Source organism: Trujillonella endophytica, assembly GCF_900110555.1.
GTDB classification, from domain to species: domain Bacteria; phylum Actinomycetota; class Actinomycetes; order Mycobacteriales; family Geodermatophilaceae; genus Trujillonella; species Trujillonella endophytica.
On sequence record NZ_FOEE01000003.1, the window covers coordinates 220,528 to 241,019 of the forward strand.

Here is a 20,492-nt window from a genome sequence, read left to right on the forward strand (position 1 = left end):
GCCCCCCACCGCTCGCACGCTCGCGGCGGGTCCCTGCGGGGGGCCCGCGGGGGTGGCGTGAGGGGGAGACCGCACGTGCAGCCGCCGGAGGCGGGAGAGGTGCTGGAGGACGTCGACCTCGCCCGCGTGGACTGGTGGGGCGCGGAGCTGACCGAGGTGACCTTCACGCGCTGCCGGTTCGACGACGCCGACCTCACCGAGGTGGTCACGCGGCGCTGCGTGTTCACCGAGTGCGTGCTCACCGGCGCCCGCATGGCCGGGACCCGGCACACCGGGACGGCGTTCCTCTCCTGCCGGTTCGACCGCGCCCGGCTGTTCGACGCCGCGTGGGAGGGGTGCAAGCTCACCGGCTCCCACTTCCTCGGGGCGACCCTGCGGCCGCTGAGCACCACCGACTCGGACTGGAGCTGGACGTCGCTGCGCGGGGTCGACCTCTCCGGCTCCGACCTGTCGGGCCAGCGCTTCGCCGAGGCCGACCTGACCGACGCGGACCTGCGCGAGTGCGACCTGACCGGGGCGGATCTGACGCGGGCGAACCTGCAGGGCGCCAAGCTGCGCGGCACCGACCTGCGCGGCGCCGTCACCGACGGGGTGAACTGGCGCGGGTTCGCCCTCGCCGGGGTGCGCCTGGACCTCGCCCAGTCCGTCCAGGTGGCCCGGGCACACGGTGCTCTGGTGACCGACTGAGGTCACAGTGACCGGTGTGATCCGGACCCTTCCGTCACGGGTTTGGAATCCGCATAGTGTGGGAATGCTCGCGGCTCTCTTCCTGGTCCTGTTGATCGGCTGCACCGTCGCCGTCTGGAAGGACCTCGTCCATCAGGGCAGCGATGTCCCCGTCAGCCGGCGGGAGCACGCACGCGAGGCCACGGCCCGCACCCGGCGCACGCTGCGGTCCTACCTGCCGCGCTCGCGCAAGCCGCACCTGCCGCGCGAGGACCGCGCACCGCTGCCGGGCCGCATCACCTGCAGCGACGTCTCCGACTACGTGACGGCCGGCTACGAGGGGATCGTCATCCACCTCATGCAGGCCGACCGCCGCCGCCGGGCGTAGTCAACGCACCCGTCGTCACCGCACCTTGGGGCCGGTCAGCATCGCCTTGAGGGCGCCGAGCAGGCCGAGCGCGGGAACGGCGACGGCGACCCAGTAGCCGATCTCGAAGAAGTCCCACGTGAACTCGACGAAGTTGGCGAGCACCACGACGCCGACCAGCGCCGGCAGCGTCACCAGCAGGGCCAGGACGCCCAGGGACCGGTGACCGCGGCCGGGCACGAGGACGAGCAGGCCCAGCACCAGCAGCGCGCCGCCGGCGAGCACGATGACCGGCGGTGGCCAGGAGTTGGCGTCGAAGTCCTCGAAGCCGTCGGTCAGCAGGTCCCAGCCGTTCGCGCCGCGCACCCAGTCCAGGAGCAGGCTGACCCCGGCCGCGATGCCGGCGAGGACCAGCAGCAGGCCGGCCAGCACGTCCGGCCGGCGGACCGTGACCGGCGTGGTCGAGTACTGGGGGGTCGTGTAGTACTGCTCGCCCTCGTCGGCGTACCCGTGGGCGCCGCTGCCGGACCGCAGGTCCGTGCCCGCTGCCGAGCCGGCCCCGCCCGCGCTCCCGCCCCCGCCCGCGCTCCCGCCCCCGCCCGCGCTCCCGCCGACCGCGCTGGCCCCGGCGCCCGAGTAGGGGGCGCCGCCGGCCGGCTGCCCGCCCGGCGTGCCGCTCTCCTGCCAGCCGAGCGACGGCTGCGCCGCCACCTCGTGCCGCGGGCCTGCGGAGGACTGGTCGCGCTCGCTCATGGGCTCTCCTCGCTGGGTCGCGCGGGCGCGGGGAGGACGCCCACTGCGGCGCCAGCCTAGGGCCGGGGCGTCGCCGCCGGGGTCCTCGCGGGTACGCGGTCGCTGGCCCGGAGCGCTCTCGGGCAGACTGTCGCCCGTGCCCGCCACGACCCTCGACGGCAAGGCCACCGCCGCCGCGATCCGTACCGAACTGACCGACCGCGTGGCCGCGCTGACCGCCGCGGGCCACCGCCCCGGGCTCGGCACCCTCCTGGTCGGCGACGACCCGGGCAGCCGCTGGTACGTCAACGCCAAGCACTCCGACTGCGCGCAGGTCGGCATCGCGAGCATCCAGCGCGAGCTGCCTGCCACCGCCGGCCTGGCCGACGTGCTGGCCGTCGTGGAGGAGCTCAACGCCGACCCGGCGTGCACCGGCTACATCGTCCAGCTGCCGCTGCCGCGCCAGGTCGACGAGTACGCCGTCCTCGAGGCGATGGACCCGGGGAAGGACGCCGACGGGCTGCACCCCACCAACCTGGGCCGGCTGGTGCTCGGCGTCGAGGGTCCGCTGCCGTGCACGCCGGTGGGCATCGTCGAGCTGCTGCGCCGCCACGACGTGCCGATCGCCGGCGCCGAGGTCGTGGTCGTCGGCCGCGGCATCACCGTCGGCCGCCCGCTGGGCCTGCTGCTGACCCGGCGCTCGGAGAACGCGACCGTGACCCTGTGCCACACCGGCACCCGCGACCTGGCCTCGCACCTGCGTGCCGCCGACATCGTCGTCGCCGCGGCCGGGGTCCCCGGCCTGGTCACCAGGGACCTGGTGAAGCCGGGCGCGGCGGTCCTCGACGTGGGGGTCAGCCGGGTCGACGGCAAGATCGCCGGCGACGTGGCCAAGGACGTGGTCGAGGTGGCCGGCCACGTGGCGCCCAACCCCGGCGGGGTCGGGCCGATGACGCGGGCCATGCTCCTGCAGAACGTCGTGCTGGCCGCCGAGCGCGACGCCGCCCGGTCGGTGCCCTCGGCGTGACGGCCGTGACCCGCCCGCCGCTCTACCGCCGCCGGCCGTTCCTGGCCGGGCTGCTGCGCCAGCTGCCGCTGCTGGCCGTCCTGCTCGCGGTGGGCGTGGGGCTGGCCATGGTGGCGTTCGAGCACTGGCGCCGCGGCCTGGTCGTCATGGGCGTCGCGCTGATGGCCGCGGCGCTCCTGCGGCTGCTCCTGCCGGTGCGCCGGGTCGGCTTCCTCGCCGTCCGCAGCCGGCCGGTGGACGTCGTCCTGCTGGCCGGCGTCGGGGCGGCCGTCGTCGCGGCCGCCCTGGCCATCCCGGCGGACGCCGCCGGTGTCTCCGGGATCCCGCCGGTGACCCGCTGAGGCGCGCGAGTGCGTTCTGACGCTAGGTTGGCCGCCATGGCAGAGCAGCCTCGGAACGGCGGGTCCTCCCAGAGCAGGGCCCTGAACGGCAAGGTCACCGTCGTCGGCGCCGGGTTCTACGGCTCGACCACCGCTCTCCGTCTGGCGGAGTACGACGTCTTCGAGACCGTCGTCCTCACCGACATCGTCGAGGGCAAGCCCGAGGGCCTGGCCCTCGACATCAACCAGTCCCGTCCGATCGAGGGCTTCGAGACGAAGGTCGTCGGCGTCGGGGGTGGCTCCTACGAGGGCACCGAGGGGTCCGACGTCGTCGTCGTGACCGCCGGGGTGCCACGCAAGCCGGGCATGAGCCGGATGGACCTCATCGAGACCAACGCCGGCATCGTCCGCCAGGTCGCCGAGAACGTCGCGCGCACCTCACCCGACGCGGTGGTCATCGTGGTGTCCAACCCCCTGGACGAGATGACGGCGCTCGCCCAGCTCGCCACCGGGTTCCCCAAGCAGCGGGTGATGGGCCAGGCCGGGATGCTCGACACCGCCCGGTTCAGCCACTTCGTCGCCGAGGAGCTCGGCGTGCCCGTCGCGTCGGTGCGCACCCTCACGCTGGGGTCGCACGGCGACACGATGGTCCCGGTGCCCTCCCGCTGCACCGTCGACAGCAAGCCGCTGGCCGACGTGCTGGCGGCCGACCGCATCGAGGATCTCGTCACCCGGACCCGCAACGGCGGGGCCGAGGTCGTCGCGCTGCTGAAGACCGGGTCGGCCTACTACGCGCCGTCGGCGGCCGCGGCCCGGATGGCCAAGGCCGTCATCGAGGACTCCGGCGCCGTGATGCCGGTGTGCACCTGGGTCGACGGCGAGTACGACATCTCCGGCGTCTACCTCGGCGTGGAGGCCGAGATCGGACGCGAGGGAGTGCGGCGGGTCGTGCAGGGCGACCTGACCGAGAGCGAGCTGGCCGGATTGCGCGAGGCGGCGGAGGCCGTGCGCGCGAAACAGGCCGACGTCGCCGATCTGTGACCGAACTCCGACCGCGAACGGTCGGAGCTGTAGAGAGGGAAACATGAGCAAGATCAAGGTCGAGGGCACGGTCGTCGAACTCGACGGCGACGAGATGACGCGGATCATCTGGCAGTTCATCAAGGACCAGTTGATCCTCCCGTACCTCGACGTGAACCTCGAGTACTACGACCTCGGCATCGAGCACCGCGACGCCACCGACGACCAGGTGACGATCGACTCGGCCAACGCCATCAAGAAGCACGGTGTCGGCGTCAAGTGCGCCACCATCACCCCGGACGAGGCGCGGGTCGAGGAGTTCGGCCTCAAGAAGATGTGGCGGTCGCCGAACGGCACCATCCGCAACATCCTCGGCGGCGTCATCTTCCGCGAGCCGATCATCATGCAGAACGTGCCGCGCCTGGTGCCCGGCTGGACCAAGCCGATCATCGTCGGCCGTCACGCCTTCGGTGACCAGTACCGCGCCACCGACTTCACGTTCCCCTCCGCGGGCACGCTCACCGTGACCTTCACCCCGTCCGACGGCTCCGCGCCGATCGAGCACGAGGTCTTCCAGGCTCCCGGCGCCGGCGTCTCGCTGTCGATGTACAACCTCGACGCCTCGATCCAGGACTTCGCCCGGGCGTCGCTGAACTACGGCCTCGACCGCGGCTACCCGGTCTACCTCTCCACGAAGAACACGATCCTCAAGGCCTACGACGGCCGGTTCAAGGACATCTTCGAGGAGGTCTTCCAGGCGGAGTTCAAGGAGAAGTTCGACGCCGCCGGGATCACCTACGAGCACCGGCTGATCGACGACATGGTCGCCGCGTCCCTCAAGTGGGAGGGCGGCTACGTCTGGGCCTGCAAGAACTACGACGGCGACGTCCAGTCCGACACCGTGGCGCAGGGCTTCGGCTCGCTGGGCCTGATGACGTCGGTGCTGGCCACCCCGGACGGCCGCACCGTGGAGGCCGAGGCCGCGCACGGCACGGTCACCCGGCACTACCGGCAGCACCAGCAGGGCAAGGAGACGTCGACCAACCCGATCGCGTCGATCTTCGCCTGGACGCGGGGCCTGGCCCACCGCGGCAAGCTGGACGGCACCCCCGAGGTGACGCGCTTCGCCGAGACGCTGGAGAAGGTCTGCATCGACACCGTGGAGAGCGGCCAGATGACCAAGGACCTGGCGCTGCTGATCTCCAAGGACAGCCCGTGGCTGACCACCCAGGACTTCCTGGCGGCCATCGACGACAACCTGAAGAAGGCCATGGCCTGAGAGGCCTCGTCCTCCTCGCGGCGAGCCCGCACCGCACGTCGGCCCCCTCACCCCGCCGCGGGTGAGGGGGCCGACGCGCGCTCGGGGGGCCCGCCGTTCGCGTGGTCGGAGAAGCCCCCGGTCCCGCACGTCGGCGCTGCGCGGGTGTGATCCGTTCGAGGGGGCGCCCGGTGGGCAGCGCGTGTGCGGACCGGCAGCATGGGCGCGGTCCGCAGCACCCGAACCGACAGGAGCGCGCCGCCGGTGAGCGACGTCTGGCTCGACATCGTCATGGTCGTCGTCTTCGTCCTGATCGGCGGCGCCTTCTCGGGGGCGGAGATCGCGCTGGTCTCCCTGCGCGAGTCGCAGGTGCGGGCGATGGCCGAGAACGGGGGACGGCGCGGTCGTGCGGTCTCCCGGCTGCTCGGCGACCCCAACCGCTTCCTCGCCGCCGTCCAGGTCGGCGTCACCCTCGCCGGCTTCTTCTCCGCGGCCTTCGGCGCCAGCACGCTGTCCGAGCCCCTTGCGGACGTGTTCCGGGACCGGGGGACGTCCGAGGGCCTCGCGGGCACCCTGGCCCTGGTCCTGGTCACCCTCGCGATCAGCTACCTGTCGCTGGTGGTGGGGGAGCTGACCCCCAAGCGGCTGGCCCTACAGCGGGCCGAGGGGTTCTCCCTGCTGGTCGCCTCCCCGCTGGACGGCATCGCGAAGGCGGCCCGACCGGTCATCTGGCTGCTGTCCCGGTCGACCAACGTCCTCGTCCGGCTGCTCGGCGGGGACCCCCGGGTGGCCGGCGAGCAGATCAGCCAGGAGGAGCTGCGGGACCTGGTGGCCGCCCACGAGTCGCTGAGCAGCGACGAGCGCCGGCTCATCAACGAGGTGTTCCGGGCCGGCGACCGGGAGGTCCGCGAGGTGATGACGCCGCGGACGGAGGTCGACTTCCTCGACGCCGCGCTCACCGCGAGCCGGGCCGCCCGCCAGATCACCGACAGCAGCCACTCGCGCTATCCGGTCGCCGGCCGCGACCAGGACGACGTCGTCGGCTTCGTGCACATCCGCGACCTGCTGATGCCCCACCACCCCGCCGGGCGTGCGGCGACCGTCGGAGACCTGGCCCGCGAGGTCAAGCGGCTGCCCGGCACCGCCGGCGTGCTCACCGCGCTGTCGGAGATGCGCCGGGAGAGCCAGCACCTGGCGATCGTCGTCGACGAGTACGGCGGCACCGACGGCATCGTCACCCTCGAGGACCTCATCGAGGAGGTCATCGGCGAGATCTACGACGAGTACGACGAGGACGTCGCACCGGAGCCGGCCCAGGTGCCCGGGGGTCCGCAGGAGGTCGACGGCCTGCTCAACCTTGACGACTTCGCCGAGCACACCGACCTGCACCTGCCCGAGGGGCCCTACGAGACCGTGGCCGGGTACGTGCTCTCCGAGCTCGGCCGGCTGCCCGAGGTCGGCGACGCCGTGGAGGTCGAGGGGCGCCGGCTCCTCGTCCTCGAGCTGGACGGGCGGCGGATCGCCCGGCTGTCGGTGACCCGCCCGGCACCGACCGCGCCCCCGACCTCGGCCGCCGACGACGACCGGGCTTAGACGAAGGCCCCCGCCGCAGGGGCCCACCACTAGCGAGCTCGCGGCGGGGCCGACGTCAGGCGCGCTGCTGCGCGACGTCCCATGCGTCGCGCACGATGCCGGCCAGGTCCGTGTGCCGCGGGGCCCAGCCGAGGTCGGCGCGGATGCGGTCGCTGGCGGCCACCAGTTGCGCCGGGTCCCCGGCCCGCCGCTGACCGACCTCCACCGGCACCGGGTGTCCGGTGACCTCGCGGACGGCGTCGACGACCTGCTGCACCGAGAAGCCCGTGCCGTTGCCCAGGTTGTAGATGCGGTGCTCACCCGGCTGCGGGGCGGTCAGCGCCAGCAGGTGGGCGTCGGAGAGGTCCTGCACGTGGATGTAGTCCCGGATGCAGGTGCCGTCGGGCGTCGGGTAGTCCTCGCCGTAGACGGTGATCGCCGCGCGCTGCCCCGCCGCCACCTGCAGGGCGATCGGGATGAGGTGCGTCTCGGTGGTGTGCCGCTCGCCGAGGCCGTACGCCGCGCCCGCGACGTTGAAGTAGCGCAGGCTGACCGCTGCGACGTCGTGGGCGGCGGCGTAGGAGGTGAGCATCGCGTCGACGGCGAGCTTCGTGGCGCCGTAGGTGTTCGTCGGCCGGGTCGGCGCGTCCTCGCGGATCGGCACCTGCTCGGGCTCGCCGTAGGTCGCCGCGGTGGAGGAGAAGACGATCCGGCGGCAGTCGACCGCACGCATCGCCTCCAGCAGCGCGAGCGAGCCGCCGACGTTGGTCTCCCAGTAGACCTCCGGCTTCACCTGCGACTCGCCGACGAGGCTCTTGGCGGCGAAGTGCAGCACCGCCTCGGGGCGGACCTCGGCGAGCACGGGAGCCGACTCCTGCAGCGAGGCCCGCACGAGGCGCGCGCCCTCGACGACGGCGTCGGCGTGGCCGGTGGACAGGTCGTCGAGCACGGTCACCTCGTGCCCGGCCTCCACCAGCGCGGCCGTGACTACGCTGCCGATGTAGCCGGCGCCGCCGGCGACCAGAACGCGCATGGGCCCACCCTAGGGAGGGCGGACCGGAACCACCCGCTCGGGAGCCGTCCGCCCGTTCCGGGAGCGGTGGCGCAGAGGAGGACGGACGACGTGGTCGACGCACGTCCCGCGGTGCAGGCGCTGCCCGCCTACCGGCCGGGGCGCAACCCCGCGGACCTGGCCCGTGAGCTCGGGGTGGCCCGCGCGGTCAAGCTGGCCAGCAACGAGGTGTCGTTCCCGCCGCTGCCCGCCGTCGTCCAGGCGCTGGCCGCCGCCGCCGCCGAGACCCACCGCTACCCCGACAACGGGGCCGTCGTGCTGACCGCGGCGCTGGCGGAGCGCTACGGCGTCGACCCGGCCCAGGTGGTCCCCGGCTGCGGCGCGGTGATGCTCTGCCAGCAGCTGGCCCAGGCGTTCAACGACCCGGGCAGCTCCATCGCCTTCGCGTGGCGCAGCTTCGAGATGTACCCGCTGCTGGCCCAGGTCGCCGGTGCGCGGGCGATCGCGGTGCCGCTGGTGTCCGGCCGCCAGGGCGGACCTGCCGACACCCACGACCTCGAGGCGCTGGCCGCGGCGGTCGACGGGACCACCCGGCTGGTCTTCGTCTGCAACCCCAACAACCCGACCGGCACCGCGGTCCGCCGAGTCGAGCTCGAGCGGTTCCTCGACGCGGTGCCCGCGCAGACGCTCGTGGTGCTCGACGAGGCCTACCGCGAGTTCGTCACCGACCCGGACGTGCCCGACGGCATCGAGCTGATGCGCGGCCGGCCCAACGTGGCGGTGCTGCGCACGTTCTCCAAGGCCTGGGGGCTGGCCGGCCTCCGGGTGGGCTACCTGGTCGCCGAGGACCCGGCGGTCGCCGACGCCGTCCGCCGCACGCACGTGCCATTCAGCGTGTCGGTGCTCGCCCAGGCGGCCGCGGTCGCGGCGCTGGCCAGCGAGGACGAGGTCCGGCGCCGCGTGGCCGCCGTCGTCGCCGAGCGCGACCGGCTCACGGCGGCCCTGCGCGAGCGCGGATTCGACGTGGCCGACAGCCAGGCGAACTTCGTGTGGCTGCCCACCGGCGACCGGACGGCGGAGCTCGCCGCCGCCCTGGAGGCGCGCGGCGTGATCACCCGCCCCTTCGCCGGGGACGGCATCCGGATCACCGTCGGCGCGCCCGACGAGGACGACGTCCTGCTCGCCGCACTGGACGCGGTGGCCCTCGAGCGGAGCGCCGCCGCCACGCCGGGCGGCTGAGCGACCTCGTCGCCTGCGGCCTCGCGGTTCGCCGCCGTCCCCGGGACGGGCGGTCCGGGCCGGGCCGCGGGCTGGTTTGATGGCCGATGTGCCACCGCCCCACATGACGCAGCCCCGTGTGCTCTCCGGCATCCAGCCGACAGCGGGCTCGTTCCACCTCGGCAACCACCTGGGCGCGCTGCGGCAGTGGGTGGCCCTGCAGGAGACGACCGAGGCCTTCTACTGCGTCGTCGACCTGCACGCGATCACGCTGCCCCAGGATCCGGCCGAGCTCCGCCGCAACACCCTCGCCTCGGCGGCGCAGCTGATCGCCCTGGGCGTCGACCCGGCCCGCAGCAGCCTGTTCGTGCAGAGCCACGTGCCCGAGCACGTGCAGCTGTCGTGGGTGCTGGAGTGCCTGACCGGCTTCGGCGAGGCCGGCCGGATGACGCAGTTCAAGGACAAGAGCCAGCGGGAGGGCACCGCCGGGGCGTCCGTCGGCCTGTTCACCTACCCGGTCCTGCAGGCCGCCGACATCCTCGTCTACCGGGCCGACCAGGTGCCGGTGGGCGAGGACCAGCGGCAGCACCTCGAACTCACCCGCGACCTGGCGATCCGCTTCAACGGGCGCTTCGGGGACACCCTCACGGTGCCGGAGACGCTGATCCCGGCGGGCGGGGCGCGGATCATGGACCTGCAGTCGCCGGAGAAGAAGATGAGCAAGAGCCTGCCGCCGGCCGGCTGCATCCTGCTCCTCGACGACCCGAAGGTGACGAGTAAGAAGATCCGCTCGGCGGTCACCGACACCGGGCGCGAGATCGTCGCCGACCCCGTCGGCAAGCCCGGCGTCACCAACCTCCTGGCGATCCACAGCGCGCTGTCCGGGACCCCGGTGGCCGCGCTGGAGGAGCAGTTCGCCGGCCGCGGCTACGGGGACCTGAAGAAGGAGCTCGCCGAGGTCGTCGTCGAGTTCGTGACGCCGGTCCGCGAGCGCACGCAGGAGCTGCTCGACGACCGCGCGGAGCTGGAGCGGGTGCTCGCCGCCGGCGCGCACCGGGCCCGCGAGGTCGCCGCCGCGACCGTGGCCACCGTCTACGACCGGGTGGGCTTCCTCGCACCGGCCGGGCCCCGCGCATGACGCACGGGCGGATGAACGACGACACGTTCGTGCCGCGCAGCCGCGGAGCACGGGCGGAGTCGACGGTCCTCGGTGTCGTCGTCGCCGTACCCGAGCCGTGGGCGCAGCTGCTGACCGACTGGCGGGCCAAGTGCGGCGACCCGCAGGCCGGCCTGGTCCCGCCGCACGTGACGCTCCTGCCGCCCACCGAGGTGCCGGGCGCGCAGCGGCAGGCGGTCACCGACCACCTGGCCGCGGTGGCCCGCCAGCACCCGCCGTTCGACATGCACCTGTCGGGCACCGGCACCTTCTCGCCGGTCTCCGAGGTCGTCTTCGTCGCGGTGGCCCGGGGCATCGGGTCGTGCGAGCTGCTCGCCAACGACGTCCGCACCGGGCCCCTCGCCCGCCCGCTGGCCTATCCGTACCACCCGCACGTGACCGTCGCCCACGACGTCTCGGCCGACATGCTCGACCTGGCCTACAGCGCGCTGGCGGACCTCTCCGCGGAGTTCCGGGTCGACCACTTCACCGAGTTCGAGCAGGCCGAGTCCGGCGCGTGGGTCGTCGCCCGCGAGTACCCCCTGTGCGGTCCCGCGCGCGGATGACGGGCCGGCCCCAGACTGGGGCCGGTGAGCGCGACCCGTACCCACCCCGAGGCAGGCGCCCCGCCGGCCGCGCCGGAGCGGCCCGGGTGGGGCGATCGGACGTGGCAGCGGGGTGAGCGCGCCGTCGGGGCGCTGCGCGCCCGCTGGCGCTGGTTCGACCATCTGGCCCGCGCCGGGGGGCGGTACCAGCGCCACCAGGGCGACCTGCTGGCCGCGGGCGTCACCTACTTCACGTTCCTCGGGCTCTTCCCGGTGCTCCTCCTGGCCGCCTCGGTCATCGGGCTGGTGCTCGCCGGCGACGCCCTCCTGCAGCGCGAGCTCTACGACGCGATCGGCGAGGCCTTCCCCGGGGCGACCGGCGAGGGCATCGTCGACGAGCTGCGGGGCGCCGTCGGTGTGGCCGGCGTCGTCGGCGTCATCGGCCTGGTCGGGTTCGTCTACGCGGGGCTGCGCGCCATGGACAAGCTGCGGATCGGCATGGAGCAGATCTGGAAGGGCCGCGTCGACGAGCCGGAGTTCTGGCGGGACAACCTGCAGGACCTGCTGGCGCTCGTCCTGCTCGGCGCGGTCGCCCTGCTCAGCCTCGCCCTGACCGGCGTCGCGACGCTGGCCTCCACCTGGACGCTGGACCTCCTCGGCCTCGGGGACGTCGGCGGGCTGGCGCTGCTGACCACCGTCGTCGGCCTGCTGCTGGCCTTCCTCACCGACGTGGTCGTCTTCCTGTGGCTGCTGAAGGTCGTCCCGAGGACGACGCACCGGCTCCCGGCGCTGCTGCCCGGAGCGCTGTTCGGCGCCGCCGGCTTCGAGGTCATGAAGCTGCTGGGCAGCTTCTACCTCTCGCTGATCGACGAGAGCGTGACGGCGTCCGCGCTGGGGGGTGCCGTCGGCATCCTGGTCTGGATCAACATCGTGTTCCGCTTCGCCTTCTTCACGGCCGCGTGGACGGCGACGCTCCCTCCGGCGGCCCCGGCTCGGGAGGACCGCCCGGCGGAGCCGCTGCTGGAGGAGGACCCGCCGTCCGGATGACCGCGCGCCGCCGGCCGACGACCGTCGCGACGACGACGCCCGCGGCGGCCACCGCCAGCGCGACCCCCACGGCGAGGGTGGTGGAGCCCGGGCCGTCGTCGCCGTCGTCCGTCCGGGCGGGGCGGGCGTCCGCCGGGGGCGGGGGCGCGGCGGACGTCGGATCGGGCGCGGCCGGCTCCTCGGCGCCGGAGTCCACGAGCCGGCCCACCCCGCCGGTGGCCGGGTCGGTGGCGAAGCCCCAGTCGAGCAGCAGGCCGGCCTGGTCGGCCGCGCGCAGCGGCACGTTCTCCGTGTCCATGACGCTGACCACCAGGCGGCGGCCGCCCCGCTCCGCGGCGGTGACGAACGTGTGCCGCGCGGCGTCGGTGAAACCCGTCTTGCCTCCCAGGGTGCCGAGGTAGCCGGCGAGGGGGTTCTGGTTCTGGATCTGGTAGCCGGGGGACCGGCCCTCCACCGGCGGCATCTGCGCGGTCGGCGTGGCGAGGACGGCGGCCGTGCCCGGATCGGCGACCAGACGGCGGAACACCAGGGCCAGGTCGTAGGGGGACGACGACTGGCCGGCGACGTCCAGCCCCGACGGCGTCCCCGCGACCGTGTCGAACGCGCCGATCTCCTCGGCCGTGGCGTTCATCGCGGCCAGCGTGGCGTCGATCCCGCCGGCCGCCCGGGCGAGGGCGTTGGCCGCGTCGTTGCCCGACTGCAGGACCAGGGCGAGGAACAGCAGCGACACGGGGTACCGGCCGCCGGCGACCAGCCCGACCCGGCTGCCCTCGACCTGCTCGTCCTCGACGGTCCCCTCGACCACCTGCGCCGGGTCCAGCCGCGGGGCGAGCGTGAGCAGCGTCAGCGTCTTCAGCGTGCTCGCGGGGTAGTAGCGGCCGTGCGGGTCCCGGGCGGCGAGCACCTCGCCGGAGAGCGCGTCGGCGACGAGCCAGCCGCGGGCCGCGATGCCCTCGGGCAGCGGCGGGGTGCCGTCGGCGACCACGAGCCCGCGGGTGTCCAGGCCCTCCCCGCCGACCGTGCCGCCGTTCGGCGCGCTGCCCTGCGGCGGCCGCCCGGGGTAGGGGGCCGTCGGGGTGGGCGCGCCGCGGTCGACCGTCGGCCGCGCCGGCTCGGCCAGCCCGGGCCCGGCGCCGCCGATCAGCACCACCGCCAGGGCGAGCACCGCCCCGGCCAGCCGCCGTCCCGCGCCCGTCCGCACGAGTTCCGACGCTAGTGCCCCGCCCGTCCGGGGAGCGCGGGTGACCTGGCCCACGACCGGGTGGGCCGTAGGCAACGATCGCGTCTCTATCCGCCGCCGGGCCGCGGGAGGGGGTGTACCCGCGAGTAGCTTCTCCCGCATTGCCGCCAGCGGCCGACCCGGGACACCACCGGGCGGGGCCGGTGGCGGCAGGCGAGCCCATCGGGCCGGCTCGGCGACACCGGGCCGCCCTCGAGCAGAGGAGACACGTCGTGCGCGGAGCGCGGATGGGGAAGACAGGCCTCCGGGCCACGGCGCTGCTGCTGGCCGGCAGCCTGGCGCTGGTCGGTTGTGCCAGTGACGACGACGGCGGGGACGACGGCGGCAACGGCGGCGGCGACGGCGAGCTCAGGATCGGCCTCGCCTACGACGCCGTCGGGCGCGGTGACCGGTCGTTCAACGACTCGGCCTATGCCGGCGCCCAGGCCGCCGTCGACCAGCTCGGCGGTGAGGTCCAGGAGTTCACCCCGAACGAGGACGGCTCCGACCGTGCCGAGGGTCTGGCCAACCTGGCCGAGCAGGGCTACAACCCGGTGATCGCCGTGGGCTTCGCCTACGACGAGACCATCGCCGAGGTGGCCGCGGACTTCCCGGACACCACCTTCGCGCAGGTCGACGGCGCCAACGAGCTCCCCGACGGGACCAGCAAGGGCGACAACGTCACCGGCCTCCTCTTCGCCGAGGAGGAGGGGTCCTTCCTCGCCGGCGTCGCGGCTGCGCTGAAGTCGCCGACCGGGCACATCGGCTTCATCGGTGGCGTCGAGAGCCCGCTGATCCAGAAGTTCGAGGCCGGCTACGTCGCCGGGGCGACCGCGGTCAACCCAGCCATCCGGATCGACGTGCAGTACATCAGCCCCGCCGGTGACTTCTCCGGGTTCAACGCCCCGGACCGCGCCGAGGACCTGGCCGACGTCATGTACGGCGACGGCGCGGAGGTCGTCTTCCACGCGGCCGGCGGGTCGGGCACCGGCGTCTTCGCGGCGGCGGTCACGGCCGGGAAGCTCGCCATCGGCGTGGACTCCGACCAGTACAACACCGTCGACGACGAGGCCCAGAAGGCCGTGATCATGACGTCGATGCTCAAGCGCGTGGACAACGCGGTGGAGGCGTTCATCACCGAGTTCGAGGCCGGTGACGTCCAGGGCGGGACCGACGTCCTCAACGACCTGTCGACGGAGGGCATCGCCCTGTCCACCACCGGTGGGCAGATCGACGACATCCAGACCCAGATCGCGGACTACACCCAGCAGATCGTCGACGGCGAGATCGAGATCCCGACGACGCCCTGATCCAGGGGCGCCGAGGCACGGCACCAGCACGGACGGCGGGCCCGGGGGAGCACATGCCCCGGGCCCGCCGGCCTGTCCGGATCCGGCGCCTCCAGGCTGCATCGGCCGGACGGTGCGCCATCATGCGGCGGTGCCGGCCCCGACCGGCGTCACCGCTCTCGGGTGCCGTGGTGATCCCGCGGCTCCGGGACCACAATCGACCGGCCCGCACACCCGCGGGCCGCACTGAGGGAGAGAGCCCATGGCCGCACCGGGTGGACCGCCGGCGCACGAGGGCGAGGGCGAGCGCAGTGCCGCCCCGGCCGTCGAGCTGCGGGGCATCACCAAGCGGTTCCCGGGTGTCGTCGCCAATCGCGACATCGAACTCCGGGTGCGCCGGGGCGAGGTGCACGCCATCGTGGGGGAGAACGGCGCCGGCAAGTCGACCCTGATGAAGACCCTCTACGGCGAGCACCGGCCGGACGAGGGACAGATCCTCGTCGACGGGCGCGAGGTCTCCTTCCGCAGCCCGTCGGACGCGATCGCCGCCGGCATCGGCATGGTCCACCAGCACTTCATGCTGGCCGACTACTTCACCGTGCTGGAGAACGTCGTCCTCGGCAGCGAGCCGACGCGCGGCGGACGGCTCGACCGCGCCGCGGCGCGGCGCCGGATCACGGAGATCTCCGAGCGCTACAACCTCGGCCTCGACCCCGACGCCCTCGTCGAGGACCTCGGGGTGGGCGACCGGCAGCGGGTCGAGATCGCCAAGGTGCTCTACCGCAACGCCCGGATCCTGATCCTGGACGAGCCGACGGCCGTCCTGGTGCCGCAGGAGGTCGACGAGCTGTTCGGCAACCTCGCCGAGCTCAAGCGCGAGGGGCTCACGGTCATCTTCATCAGCCACAAGCTCGACGAGGTCCGCCGCGTCGCCGACTCGATCACCGTCATCCGCCGGGGGACCACGGTCGGCTCGGCCGACCCGCGGACGACCAGCACCAGGCAGCTCGCCGAGATGATGGTCGGCAGCGAGCTGCCGACGCCGGAGACGCGGACCTCGACGGTCCGGGAGACCCCCGTGCTGACCCTCTCCTCGGTGACGGTGGCCGGTATCGGTGGGCGGGCCCCGGTGGAGGACGTGTCCCTCACCGTCCGCGAGGGCGAGGTCGTGGGCATCGCCGGGGTCGAGGGAAACGGCCAGGCCGAGCTCGTCGACGCGATCATGGGGCTGCGCCCGCTCTCCGGCGGAACCGTCTCGTTCCTGGGCGACGACATCACCACGTGGTCCACCCGGGCCCGGCGCGAGGCCGGCATCGGGTTCATCCCCGAGGACCGGCACCGCCAGGGCATGCTCCTCGAGGCCCCGCTGTGGGAGAACCGGGTCCTCGGTCACCAGACCCGTCCGCCGGCCGCGAAGGGCTGGTTCATCGACCGGCGGTCGGCGCGGGCGGACACCGAGCGGATCATGCAGCAGTACGACGTGCGCGCCCCCGGCCCGGACACCCTGGCCGTGGCCCTGTCCGGCGGCAACCAGCAGAAGTTGATCGTCGGCCGGGAGATGAGCGCCGGGCCCCGGCTGCTCGTCGCCGCCCACCCCACGCGCGGCGTCGACGTCGGCGCGCAGGCCGTGATCTGGGGCCTGCTGAAGGCGGCCCGCCGCGAGGGCCTGGGCATCGTGCTCATCTCGGCCGACCTGGACGAGCTGATCGGGCTGTCGGACTCCCTGCACGTCATGCTGCGCGGGCGGCTGGTGGCCAGGCTCGACCCGGACGGGGTGACGCCCGAGGACCTCGGGGGGTACATGACCGGGGCGCGCACCGCGGAGGACGCGGCGTGAGCGGCCGGGTGGTCGCGACGCTGCGGCGGGTCGGCCTGTCCCTGCTCGGGCCCGCCATCGCGGTGGCCGTGGCGATGGCGATCTCGGCGGTCGTGATCGCGCTGATCGGGGAGGACCCGCTCGAGGCGCTGGAGGTCATGGTCGACCTGGGGGAGACGCCCAGGGCTGAGGTGCAGTCGATCGTCGTCATCTTCAACCGGGCGATCCCGCTGTTCCTGTCCGGCCTCGCCGTGTCGATCGCCTTCCGGATGGGGCTGTTCAACATCGGCGTCGAGGGCCAGTACCGCCTCGCTACCCTGGTGGCCGCCGCGGCGGGCGCGGCCGTCGTCCTGCCGGCGCCGCTGCACGTGCTGTTCGTGATCGTCGTCGCGATGGCCGTCGGCGCCGGGTGGGCCGGGATCGCCGCCGTCCTCAAGGTCACCCGGGGCGTGAGCGAGGTGATCAGCTCGATCATGCTCAACGCGATCGCGCTGGGGCTGGCCGCGTACCTGGTCGTCGGGCCCTTCCGCGGCAGCGCGGAGACGGCGTCGATCGTCTCGACGACGCCGCTGCCGGAGTCGGCGCACGTCCCGCCGCTGACGGGTCTGCTCACCGGGCTGGGACTGGCCGAGCCGCGGTCGGAACTCTTCGGGTTCCTGGTCATCGCCCTCGTGGTCGGGGTCCTCGTCGCCGTGCTGCTCGCGCGGACGCGGTTCGGCTTCGACCTGCGGGCCACCGGCCTCTCCCCGTCGGCCGCGAGCGCGAGCGGGGTCAACGCCCGGACGATGACCGTCAAGGCGATGCTGCTGTCGGGCGCCGTCGCGGGCCTGGTCGGCCTCCCGCAGCTGCTCGGGTCGACGTACGTCTACAGCACCGAGTTCACGGCCGGGCTGGGCTTCACGGGGATCGCCGTCGCCCTGCTGGGGCGCAACAACCCGCTCGGCATCGCCGTCGCCGCGCTGCTGTTCGCGTTCCTCGACCGGGCGGCCCTGCCGCTGCAGTCCATCGACATCCCGTCGTCGGTCGTCACGATCATCCAGGGCACGATCGTGCTCAGCGTCGTGATCGCCAACGAGGTCGCCCGCCGGCTGGCGCGCCGCTCGGCCGAGCGGGAGGCCGCGGCGGTCACGGGCGCACCCCCAGACCCCGGAAGCGGCAGTGCCCCGGGGAACGGACCGGACGGAACGCAGCGCGTCGGCGCGACGCTGCCGGAGACCACGGAGCCGCGGGCATGACCGCCGTCCAGCTGACCAAGGGAGCGGGCACGCCGCCTCCCCGCTCCGCGATGGCGGAGCTGTTCCTCGGCGGCGGGCCGGCCCGCCGGGCCGCGTGGATGGCGCTGGGCCTGATGCTGCTCTTCAGCCTGGCCCGGGTCATCTCGGGTGAGGAGCGGCTGACCGCGGCGCCGACGATCTCCCTCGCCCTGGGCCTTGCGGTGCCCATCGGGCTGGCGGCCCTCGGGGGGCTCTTCTCCGAGCGCGCGGGCGTGGTCAACATCGGGCTCGAGGGGATGATGATCCTCGGCACGTGGGGCGCCGGCTGGGCCGGCTACCAGTGGGGCTGGCAGGGCGCACTGGTGGGCGGGCTGGTCCTGGGCGCGGTCGGGGGGCTGCTGCACGCCGTCACGACGGTCACGTTCGGGGTCGACCACGTCGTCTCCGGCGTCGCGATCAACATCCTCGCCGCGGGCGTCGTCCGGTTCCTCTCGGAGCTGCTCTACGACGAGGACACCGGCGGCGGACCAGCACAGTCCCCGCCGATGAAGGGGGACGCGCCGGAGTTCACGGTCCCCCTGCTCTCCGAGGGGCTGCGGCACGTGGAGGAGCGCCACTGGTTCCTCGTCAGCGATGCCGCCGGCGTGCTGGGCGGCCTGGTGACCGACATCAGCTGGTTCACCGTCGGCGTCGTGCTCCTGATCCCGCTGTCGTTCTTCCTGCTGTGGCGGACCTCGTTCGGGCTGCGCCTGCGTTCGTGCGGCGAGAACCCCACCGCGGCCGACTCCCTCGGGGTGCCGGTCTACCGGTTCAAGTACATCGCGGTGGTGATCTCCGGTGCCCTGGCCGGGCTCGGCGGCGTGGCGCTGGTCTACTACGCCGACATCTACCGGGAGGGGCAGACCGACGGTCGCGGGTTCATCGGCCTCGCCGCGCTGATCTTCGGCAACTGGCGGCCGGGCGGCCTGGCGGCCGGCGCGGGCCTGTTCGGCTACTCCGACGCCCTCTCGGTGCGCAGCGAGACCGCGGTGGTCGCGCTGCTGCTGGTGCTGGCGTTCCTCCTTCTGGGCGTCGCCGTCTACCAGGCGATCAGGCGGCAGCTGGTCCGGGCCGGGGTGGCGCTGGTCTTCGCCGCGATCGCGGTGACCGGCTACCTGACCATCGAGGAGCCCGACGGCAGCCTGCTGTCCTTCACCCCGCACCTCATCACGCTGCTGGTGCTCTCGCTGGCCAGCCAGCGGTTGCAGATGCCCAAGGCCGACGGTCTGGTCTGGCGACGAGGGGAGAACTAGTGAGCGGACAGGCGCGCGAGCGAACCGTGGGCGCAGTGCAGGTCGACTGGGACGGGCTGCGCGCCGCGGCGCGGGAGGCCATGACCCACGCGTACGCGCCGTACTCGCGCTTCCCCGTCGGGGTGGCCGGGCTGGTGGACGACGGGCGCGTGGTGACCGGCTGCAACGTGGAGAACGCCTCCTACGGCCTGGCCCTGTGCGCCGAGTGCGGGATGGTCAGCGACCTGGCCCGCACCGGGGGTGGCCGGCTGGTCGCCGTCGCGTGCGTCGGCGGGGACGGGCAGCCGCTGATGCCCTGCGGGCGCTGCCGCCAGCTGCTGTGGGAGCACGGCGGCGCCGACATGCTCATCGAGACCGTCTCCCTGGGGATCGTGCCGATGCGCGAGGTGCTGCCGGACGCGTTCGGTCCCGAGGACCTGGTGAAGGCGGCCGAGCGGTGAGCGCCTTCGATGCCATCGACGTCCTGCGGGCGAAGCGGGACGGCGCCGAGCTCACCGGCGATCAGATCCGCTGGGTGATCGGCGCCTACACGGCCGGGCAGGTGCCCGACGAGCAGATGAGCGCGCTGCTCATGGCGGTGTTCTTCCGCGGCATGTCACCGGCCGAGCTCGCCGCCTGGACGCAGGCGATGATCGACTCCGGCGAGCGCAAGGACCTCTCCTCGCTGGGCCGGCCGACCGCCGACAAGCACTCGACGGGCGGCGTCGGCGACAAGATCACGTTGCCGCTGGCTCCGCTCGTCGCCGCCTGCGGGGTGGCCGTCCCGCAGCTGTCCGGCCGCGGGCTCGGGCACACCGGCGGCACGCTGGACAAGCTCGAGGCCATCCCCGGCTGGCGGGCCGACGTGCGCGAGGACGCCTACCTGCGCCAGCTGCGGGAGGTGGGCGCCGTCATCTGCGCCGCGGGCGAGGACCTGGCCCCGGCGGACAAGAAGCTGTACGCGCTGCGCGACGTCACCGGCACCGTGGAGTCGATCCCGCTGATCGCCAGCTCGATCATGAGCAAGAAGATCGCCGAGGGCGCCGACGCGCTCGTGCTGGACGTGAAGACCGGCTCCGGGGCGTTCATGAAGGACCCGGAGTCCTCCCGCGAGCTGGCGCGGACGATGGTGGGGCTGGGCGAGGCGGCCGGGGTGCGCACCGTCGCGCTGGTGACCGCGATGGACCGCCCGCTCGGCCGGGCCGCGGGCAACGCCGTGGAGGTCGCCGAGTCGGTGGAGGTGCTCGCCGGGGGCGGGCCGGCCGACGTCGTCGAGCTCACCCTGGCGCTGGCCCGGGAGATGCTGGCCGGCGCCGGCCGGGACGACGTCGACCCCGCCGACGTGCTGGCGAGCGGCCGCGCCATGGACGTGTGGCGGTCGATGATCGCCGCGCAGGGCGGGGATCCCGACGCGCCCCTGCCCCGGCCGGCCGAGCGGCACGTGGTGACCGCGCCGGCCACCGGCACCCTGACCCGGCTGGACGCCTACGCGCTCGGCGTCGCCGCCTGGCGGCTGGGCGCCGGCCGGGCCCGCAAGGAGGACCCGGTGTCGGCCGCCGCCGGCGTGACCTGGACGGCGGCGGTGGGGGAGACGGTGACCGCCGGCCAGCCGCTGCTGGAGCTGCACACCGACGACGCCGCCCGGATCCCGCGGGCCCTGGAGGCGCTGGAGGGCGCCGTCGGCGTCGACACCGACGACCGCCCGCTGCCGCTGGTTCTCGACCGCATCACCGCCTGACGCTC

Annotated in this window: 20 protein-coding genes; 17 read left to right on the plus strand and 3 right to left on the minus strand. The window is 74.0% G+C overall.

The features are described from left to right. The first annotated feature begins 75 nt into the window (after positions 1-75). Together BMY88_RS06340 and BMY88_RS06345 are read left to right on the plus strand one after the other, a co-directional pair. Positions 76-687 (plus strand): pentapeptide repeat-containing protein, encoded by a 612-nt coding sequence (locus tag BMY88_RS06340; RefSeq protein ID WP_244524483.1) that lies wholly within the window; start codon positions 76-78, stop codon positions 685-687. Positions 688-751: 64 nt separating this feature from the next. Beyond that, complete coding sequence (locus tag BMY88_RS06345) at positions 752-1,054, plus strand: hypothetical protein (RefSeq protein ID WP_091941291.1); 303 nt, start codon at positions 752-754, stop codon at positions 1,052-1,054. Positions 1,055-1,069: 15 nt separating this feature from the next. Here BMY88_RS06345 and BMY88_RS06350 read toward each other — a convergent pair whose 3' ends face one another. Then, positions 1,070-1,786, minus strand: coding sequence for a hypothetical protein (locus BMY88_RS06350; RefSeq protein ID WP_244524484.1), 717 nt, complete (start codon positions 1,784-1,786; stop codon positions 1,070-1,072). A 136-nt stretch (positions 1,787-1,922) separates the two neighbouring features. On the opposite strand from BMY88_RS06350, the gene BMY88_RS06355 reads away from it, so the two are divergent. The 5 genes from BMY88_RS06355 to BMY88_RS06375 all read left to right on the plus strand — a co-directional run bounded on the left by BMY88_RS06355 (position 1,923) and on the right by BMY88_RS06375 (position 6,983). Beyond that, positions 1,923-2,792 (plus strand): bifunctional methylenetetrahydrofolate dehydrogenase/methenyltetrahydrofolate cyclohydrolase, encoded by an 870-nt coding sequence (locus BMY88_RS06355; protein ID WP_091941294.1) that lies wholly within the window; start codon positions 1,923-1,925, stop codon positions 2,790-2,792. Continuing rightward, positions 2,789-3,133 (plus strand): DUF3017 domain-containing protein, encoded by a 345-nt coding sequence (locus BMY88_RS06360; RefSeq protein WP_244524485.1) that lies wholly within the window; start codon positions 2,789-2,791, stop codon positions 3,131-3,133. Before BMY88_RS06355 ends, BMY88_RS06360 begins: the two co-directional genes overlap by 4 nt. A 36-nt stretch (positions 3,134-3,169) precedes the next feature. Then, entirely contained in the window at positions 3,170-4,153 is a 984-nt protein-coding gene (gene mdh / locus BMY88_RS06365; protein ID WP_211435518.1) for a malate dehydrogenase, read from the plus strand. A gap of 43 nt (positions 4,154-4,196) precedes the next feature. Further along, positions 4,197-5,411 (plus strand): NADP-dependent isocitrate dehydrogenase, encoded by a 1,215-nt coding sequence (locus BMY88_RS06370; RefSeq protein WP_091941296.1) that lies wholly within the window; start codon positions 4,197-4,199, stop codon positions 5,409-5,411. 243 nt (positions 5,412-5,654) lie between these two features. Continuing rightward, positions 5,655-6,983, plus strand: a complete 1,329-nt coding sequence (locus tag BMY88_RS06375; RefSeq protein WP_091941298.1) for a hemolysin family protein — start codon at positions 5,655-5,657, stop codon at positions 6,981-6,983. 55 nt (positions 6,984-7,038) lie between these two features. Here the strand turns inward: BMY88_RS06375 and galE are convergent, their stop codons facing one another. After that, positions 7,039-7,995: a UDP-glucose 4-epimerase GalE gene (gene galE / locus BMY88_RS06380; protein ID WP_091941300.1), complete on the minus strand. Its 957-nt coding sequence runs from the start codon at positions 7,993-7,995 to the stop codon at positions 7,039-7,041. A gap of 90 nt (positions 7,996-8,085) precedes the next feature. Between galE and hisC the strand changes: the two genes are divergently transcribed. The 4 genes from hisC (at position 8,086) to BMY88_RS06400 (ending at position 11,940) form a co-directional block, all read left to right on the plus strand. After that, positions 8,086-9,213: a histidinol-phosphate transaminase gene (hisC, locus tag BMY88_RS06385; protein WP_091941302.1), complete on the plus strand. Its 1,128-nt coding sequence runs from the start codon at positions 8,086-8,088 to the stop codon at positions 9,211-9,213. Between the two features lie 103 nt (positions 9,214-9,316). After that, positions 9,317-10,330 carry a tryptophan--tRNA ligase gene (trpS, locus tag BMY88_RS06390; RefSeq protein ID WP_244524486.1) on the plus strand — a complete coding sequence of 338 codons (1,014 nt, stop codon included), beginning with the start codon at positions 9,317-9,319 and terminating at the stop codon, positions 10,328-10,330. Positions 10,331-10,341: 11 nt separating this feature from the next. Beyond that, positions 10,342-10,914 (plus strand): 2'-5' RNA ligase family protein, encoded by a 573-nt coding sequence (locus BMY88_RS06395; protein ID WP_091941305.1) that lies wholly within the window; start codon positions 10,342-10,344, stop codon positions 10,912-10,914. Between the two features lie 24 nt (positions 10,915-10,938). Then, on the plus strand, positions 10,939-11,940 hold the full coding sequence (locus tag BMY88_RS06400) for a YihY/virulence factor BrkB family protein (RefSeq protein WP_091941307.1): 1,002 nt from the start codon (positions 10,939-10,941) through the stop codon (positions 11,938-11,940). On the opposite strand, the gene BMY88_RS06405 is transcribed toward BMY88_RS06400, so the two are convergent. Continuing rightward, on the minus strand, positions 11,843-13,141 hold the full coding sequence (locus BMY88_RS06405) for a D-alanyl-D-alanine carboxypeptidase family protein (protein WP_244524487.1): 1,299 nt from the start codon (positions 13,139-13,141) through the stop codon (positions 11,843-11,845). The genes BMY88_RS06400 and BMY88_RS06405 overlap by 98 nt on opposite strands. 266 nt (positions 13,142-13,407) lie before the next feature. On the opposite strand from BMY88_RS06405, the gene BMY88_RS06410 reads away from it, so the two are divergent. The 6 genes from BMY88_RS06410 to BMY88_RS06435 all read left to right on the plus strand — a co-directional run bounded on the left by BMY88_RS06410 (position 13,408) and on the right by BMY88_RS06435 (position 20,487). Next, positions 13,408-14,469 (plus strand): BMP family lipoprotein, encoded by a 1,062-nt coding sequence (locus BMY88_RS06410; protein ID WP_091941311.1) that lies wholly within the window; start codon positions 13,408-13,410, stop codon positions 14,467-14,469. A 241-nt stretch (positions 14,470-14,710) separates the two neighbouring features. Then, on the plus strand, positions 14,711-16,285 hold the full coding sequence (locus BMY88_RS06415; protein ID WP_091941313.1) for an ABC transporter ATP-binding protein: 1,575 nt from the start codon (positions 14,711-14,713) through the stop codon (positions 16,283-16,285). Continuing rightward, on the plus strand, positions 16,282-17,499 hold the full coding sequence (locus tag BMY88_RS06420; RefSeq protein WP_244524488.1) for an ABC transporter permease: 1,218 nt from the start codon (positions 16,282-16,284) through the stop codon (positions 17,497-17,499). Before BMY88_RS06415 ends, BMY88_RS06420 begins: the two co-directional genes overlap by 4 nt. Continuing rightward, positions 17,496-18,770 (plus strand): ABC transporter permease, encoded by a 1,275-nt coding sequence (locus BMY88_RS06425; RefSeq protein ID WP_211435519.1) that lies wholly within the window; start codon positions 17,496-17,498, stop codon positions 18,768-18,770. The genes BMY88_RS06420 and BMY88_RS06425 overlap by 4 nt, the downstream gene beginning before the upstream one ends. 26 nt (positions 18,771-18,796) lie before the next feature. Further along, positions 18,797-19,210, plus strand: a complete 414-nt coding sequence (locus tag BMY88_RS06430; protein WP_211435520.1) for a cytidine deaminase — start codon at positions 18,797-18,799, stop codon at positions 19,208-19,210. Continuing rightward, positions 19,207-20,487 (plus strand): thymidine phosphorylase, encoded by a 1,281-nt coding sequence (locus BMY88_RS06435; protein WP_091941317.1) that lies wholly within the window; start codon positions 19,207-19,209, stop codon positions 20,485-20,487. The genes BMY88_RS06430 and BMY88_RS06435 overlap by 4 nt, the downstream gene beginning before the upstream one ends. Positions 20,488-20,492: the final 5 nt, after the last annotated feature.

Bases quoted from the DNA above. Each gene is read 5' to 3' on its own strand.
- BMY88_RS06410 (WP_091941311.1), top strand. From the start codon at position 13,408: ATGGGGAAGACAGGCCTCCGGGCCACGGCGCTGCTGCTGGCCGGCAGC.
- BMY88_RS06350 (WP_244524484.1), bottom strand. From the start codon at position 1,786: ATGAGCGAGCGCGACCAGTCCTCCGCAGGCCCGCGGCACGAGGTGGCG.
- BMY88_RS06345 (WP_091941291.1), top strand. From the start codon at position 752: ATGCTCGCGGCTCTCTTCCTGGTCCTGTTGATCGGCTGCACCGTCGCC.
- galE (WP_091941300.1), bottom strand. From the start codon at position 7,995: ATGCGCGTTCTGGTCGCCGGCGGCGCCGGCTACATCGGCAGCGTAGTC.
- trpS (WP_244524486.1), top strand. From the start codon at position 9,317: ATGACGCAGCCCCGTGTGCTCTCCGGCATCCAGCCGACAGCGGGCTCG.
- BMY88_RS06395 (WP_091941305.1), top strand. From the start codon at position 10,342: ATGAACGACGACACGTTCGTGCCGCGCAGCCGCGGAGCACGGGCGGAG.
- BMY88_RS06425 (WP_211435519.1), top strand. From the start codon at position 17,496: ATGACCGCCGTCCAGCTGACCAAGGGAGCGGGCACGCCGCCTCCCCGC.
- BMY88_RS06370 (WP_091941296.1), top strand. From the start codon at position 4,197: ATGAGCAAGATCAAGGTCGAGGGCACGGTCGTCGAACTCGACGGCGAC.
- BMY88_RS06415 (WP_091941313.1), top strand. From the start codon at position 14,711: ATGGCCGCACCGGGTGGACCGCCGGCGCACGAGGGCGAGGGCGAGCGC.
- mdh (WP_211435518.1), top strand. From the start codon at position 3,170: ATGGCAGAGCAGCCTCGGAACGGCGGGTCCTCCCAGAGCAGGGCCCTG.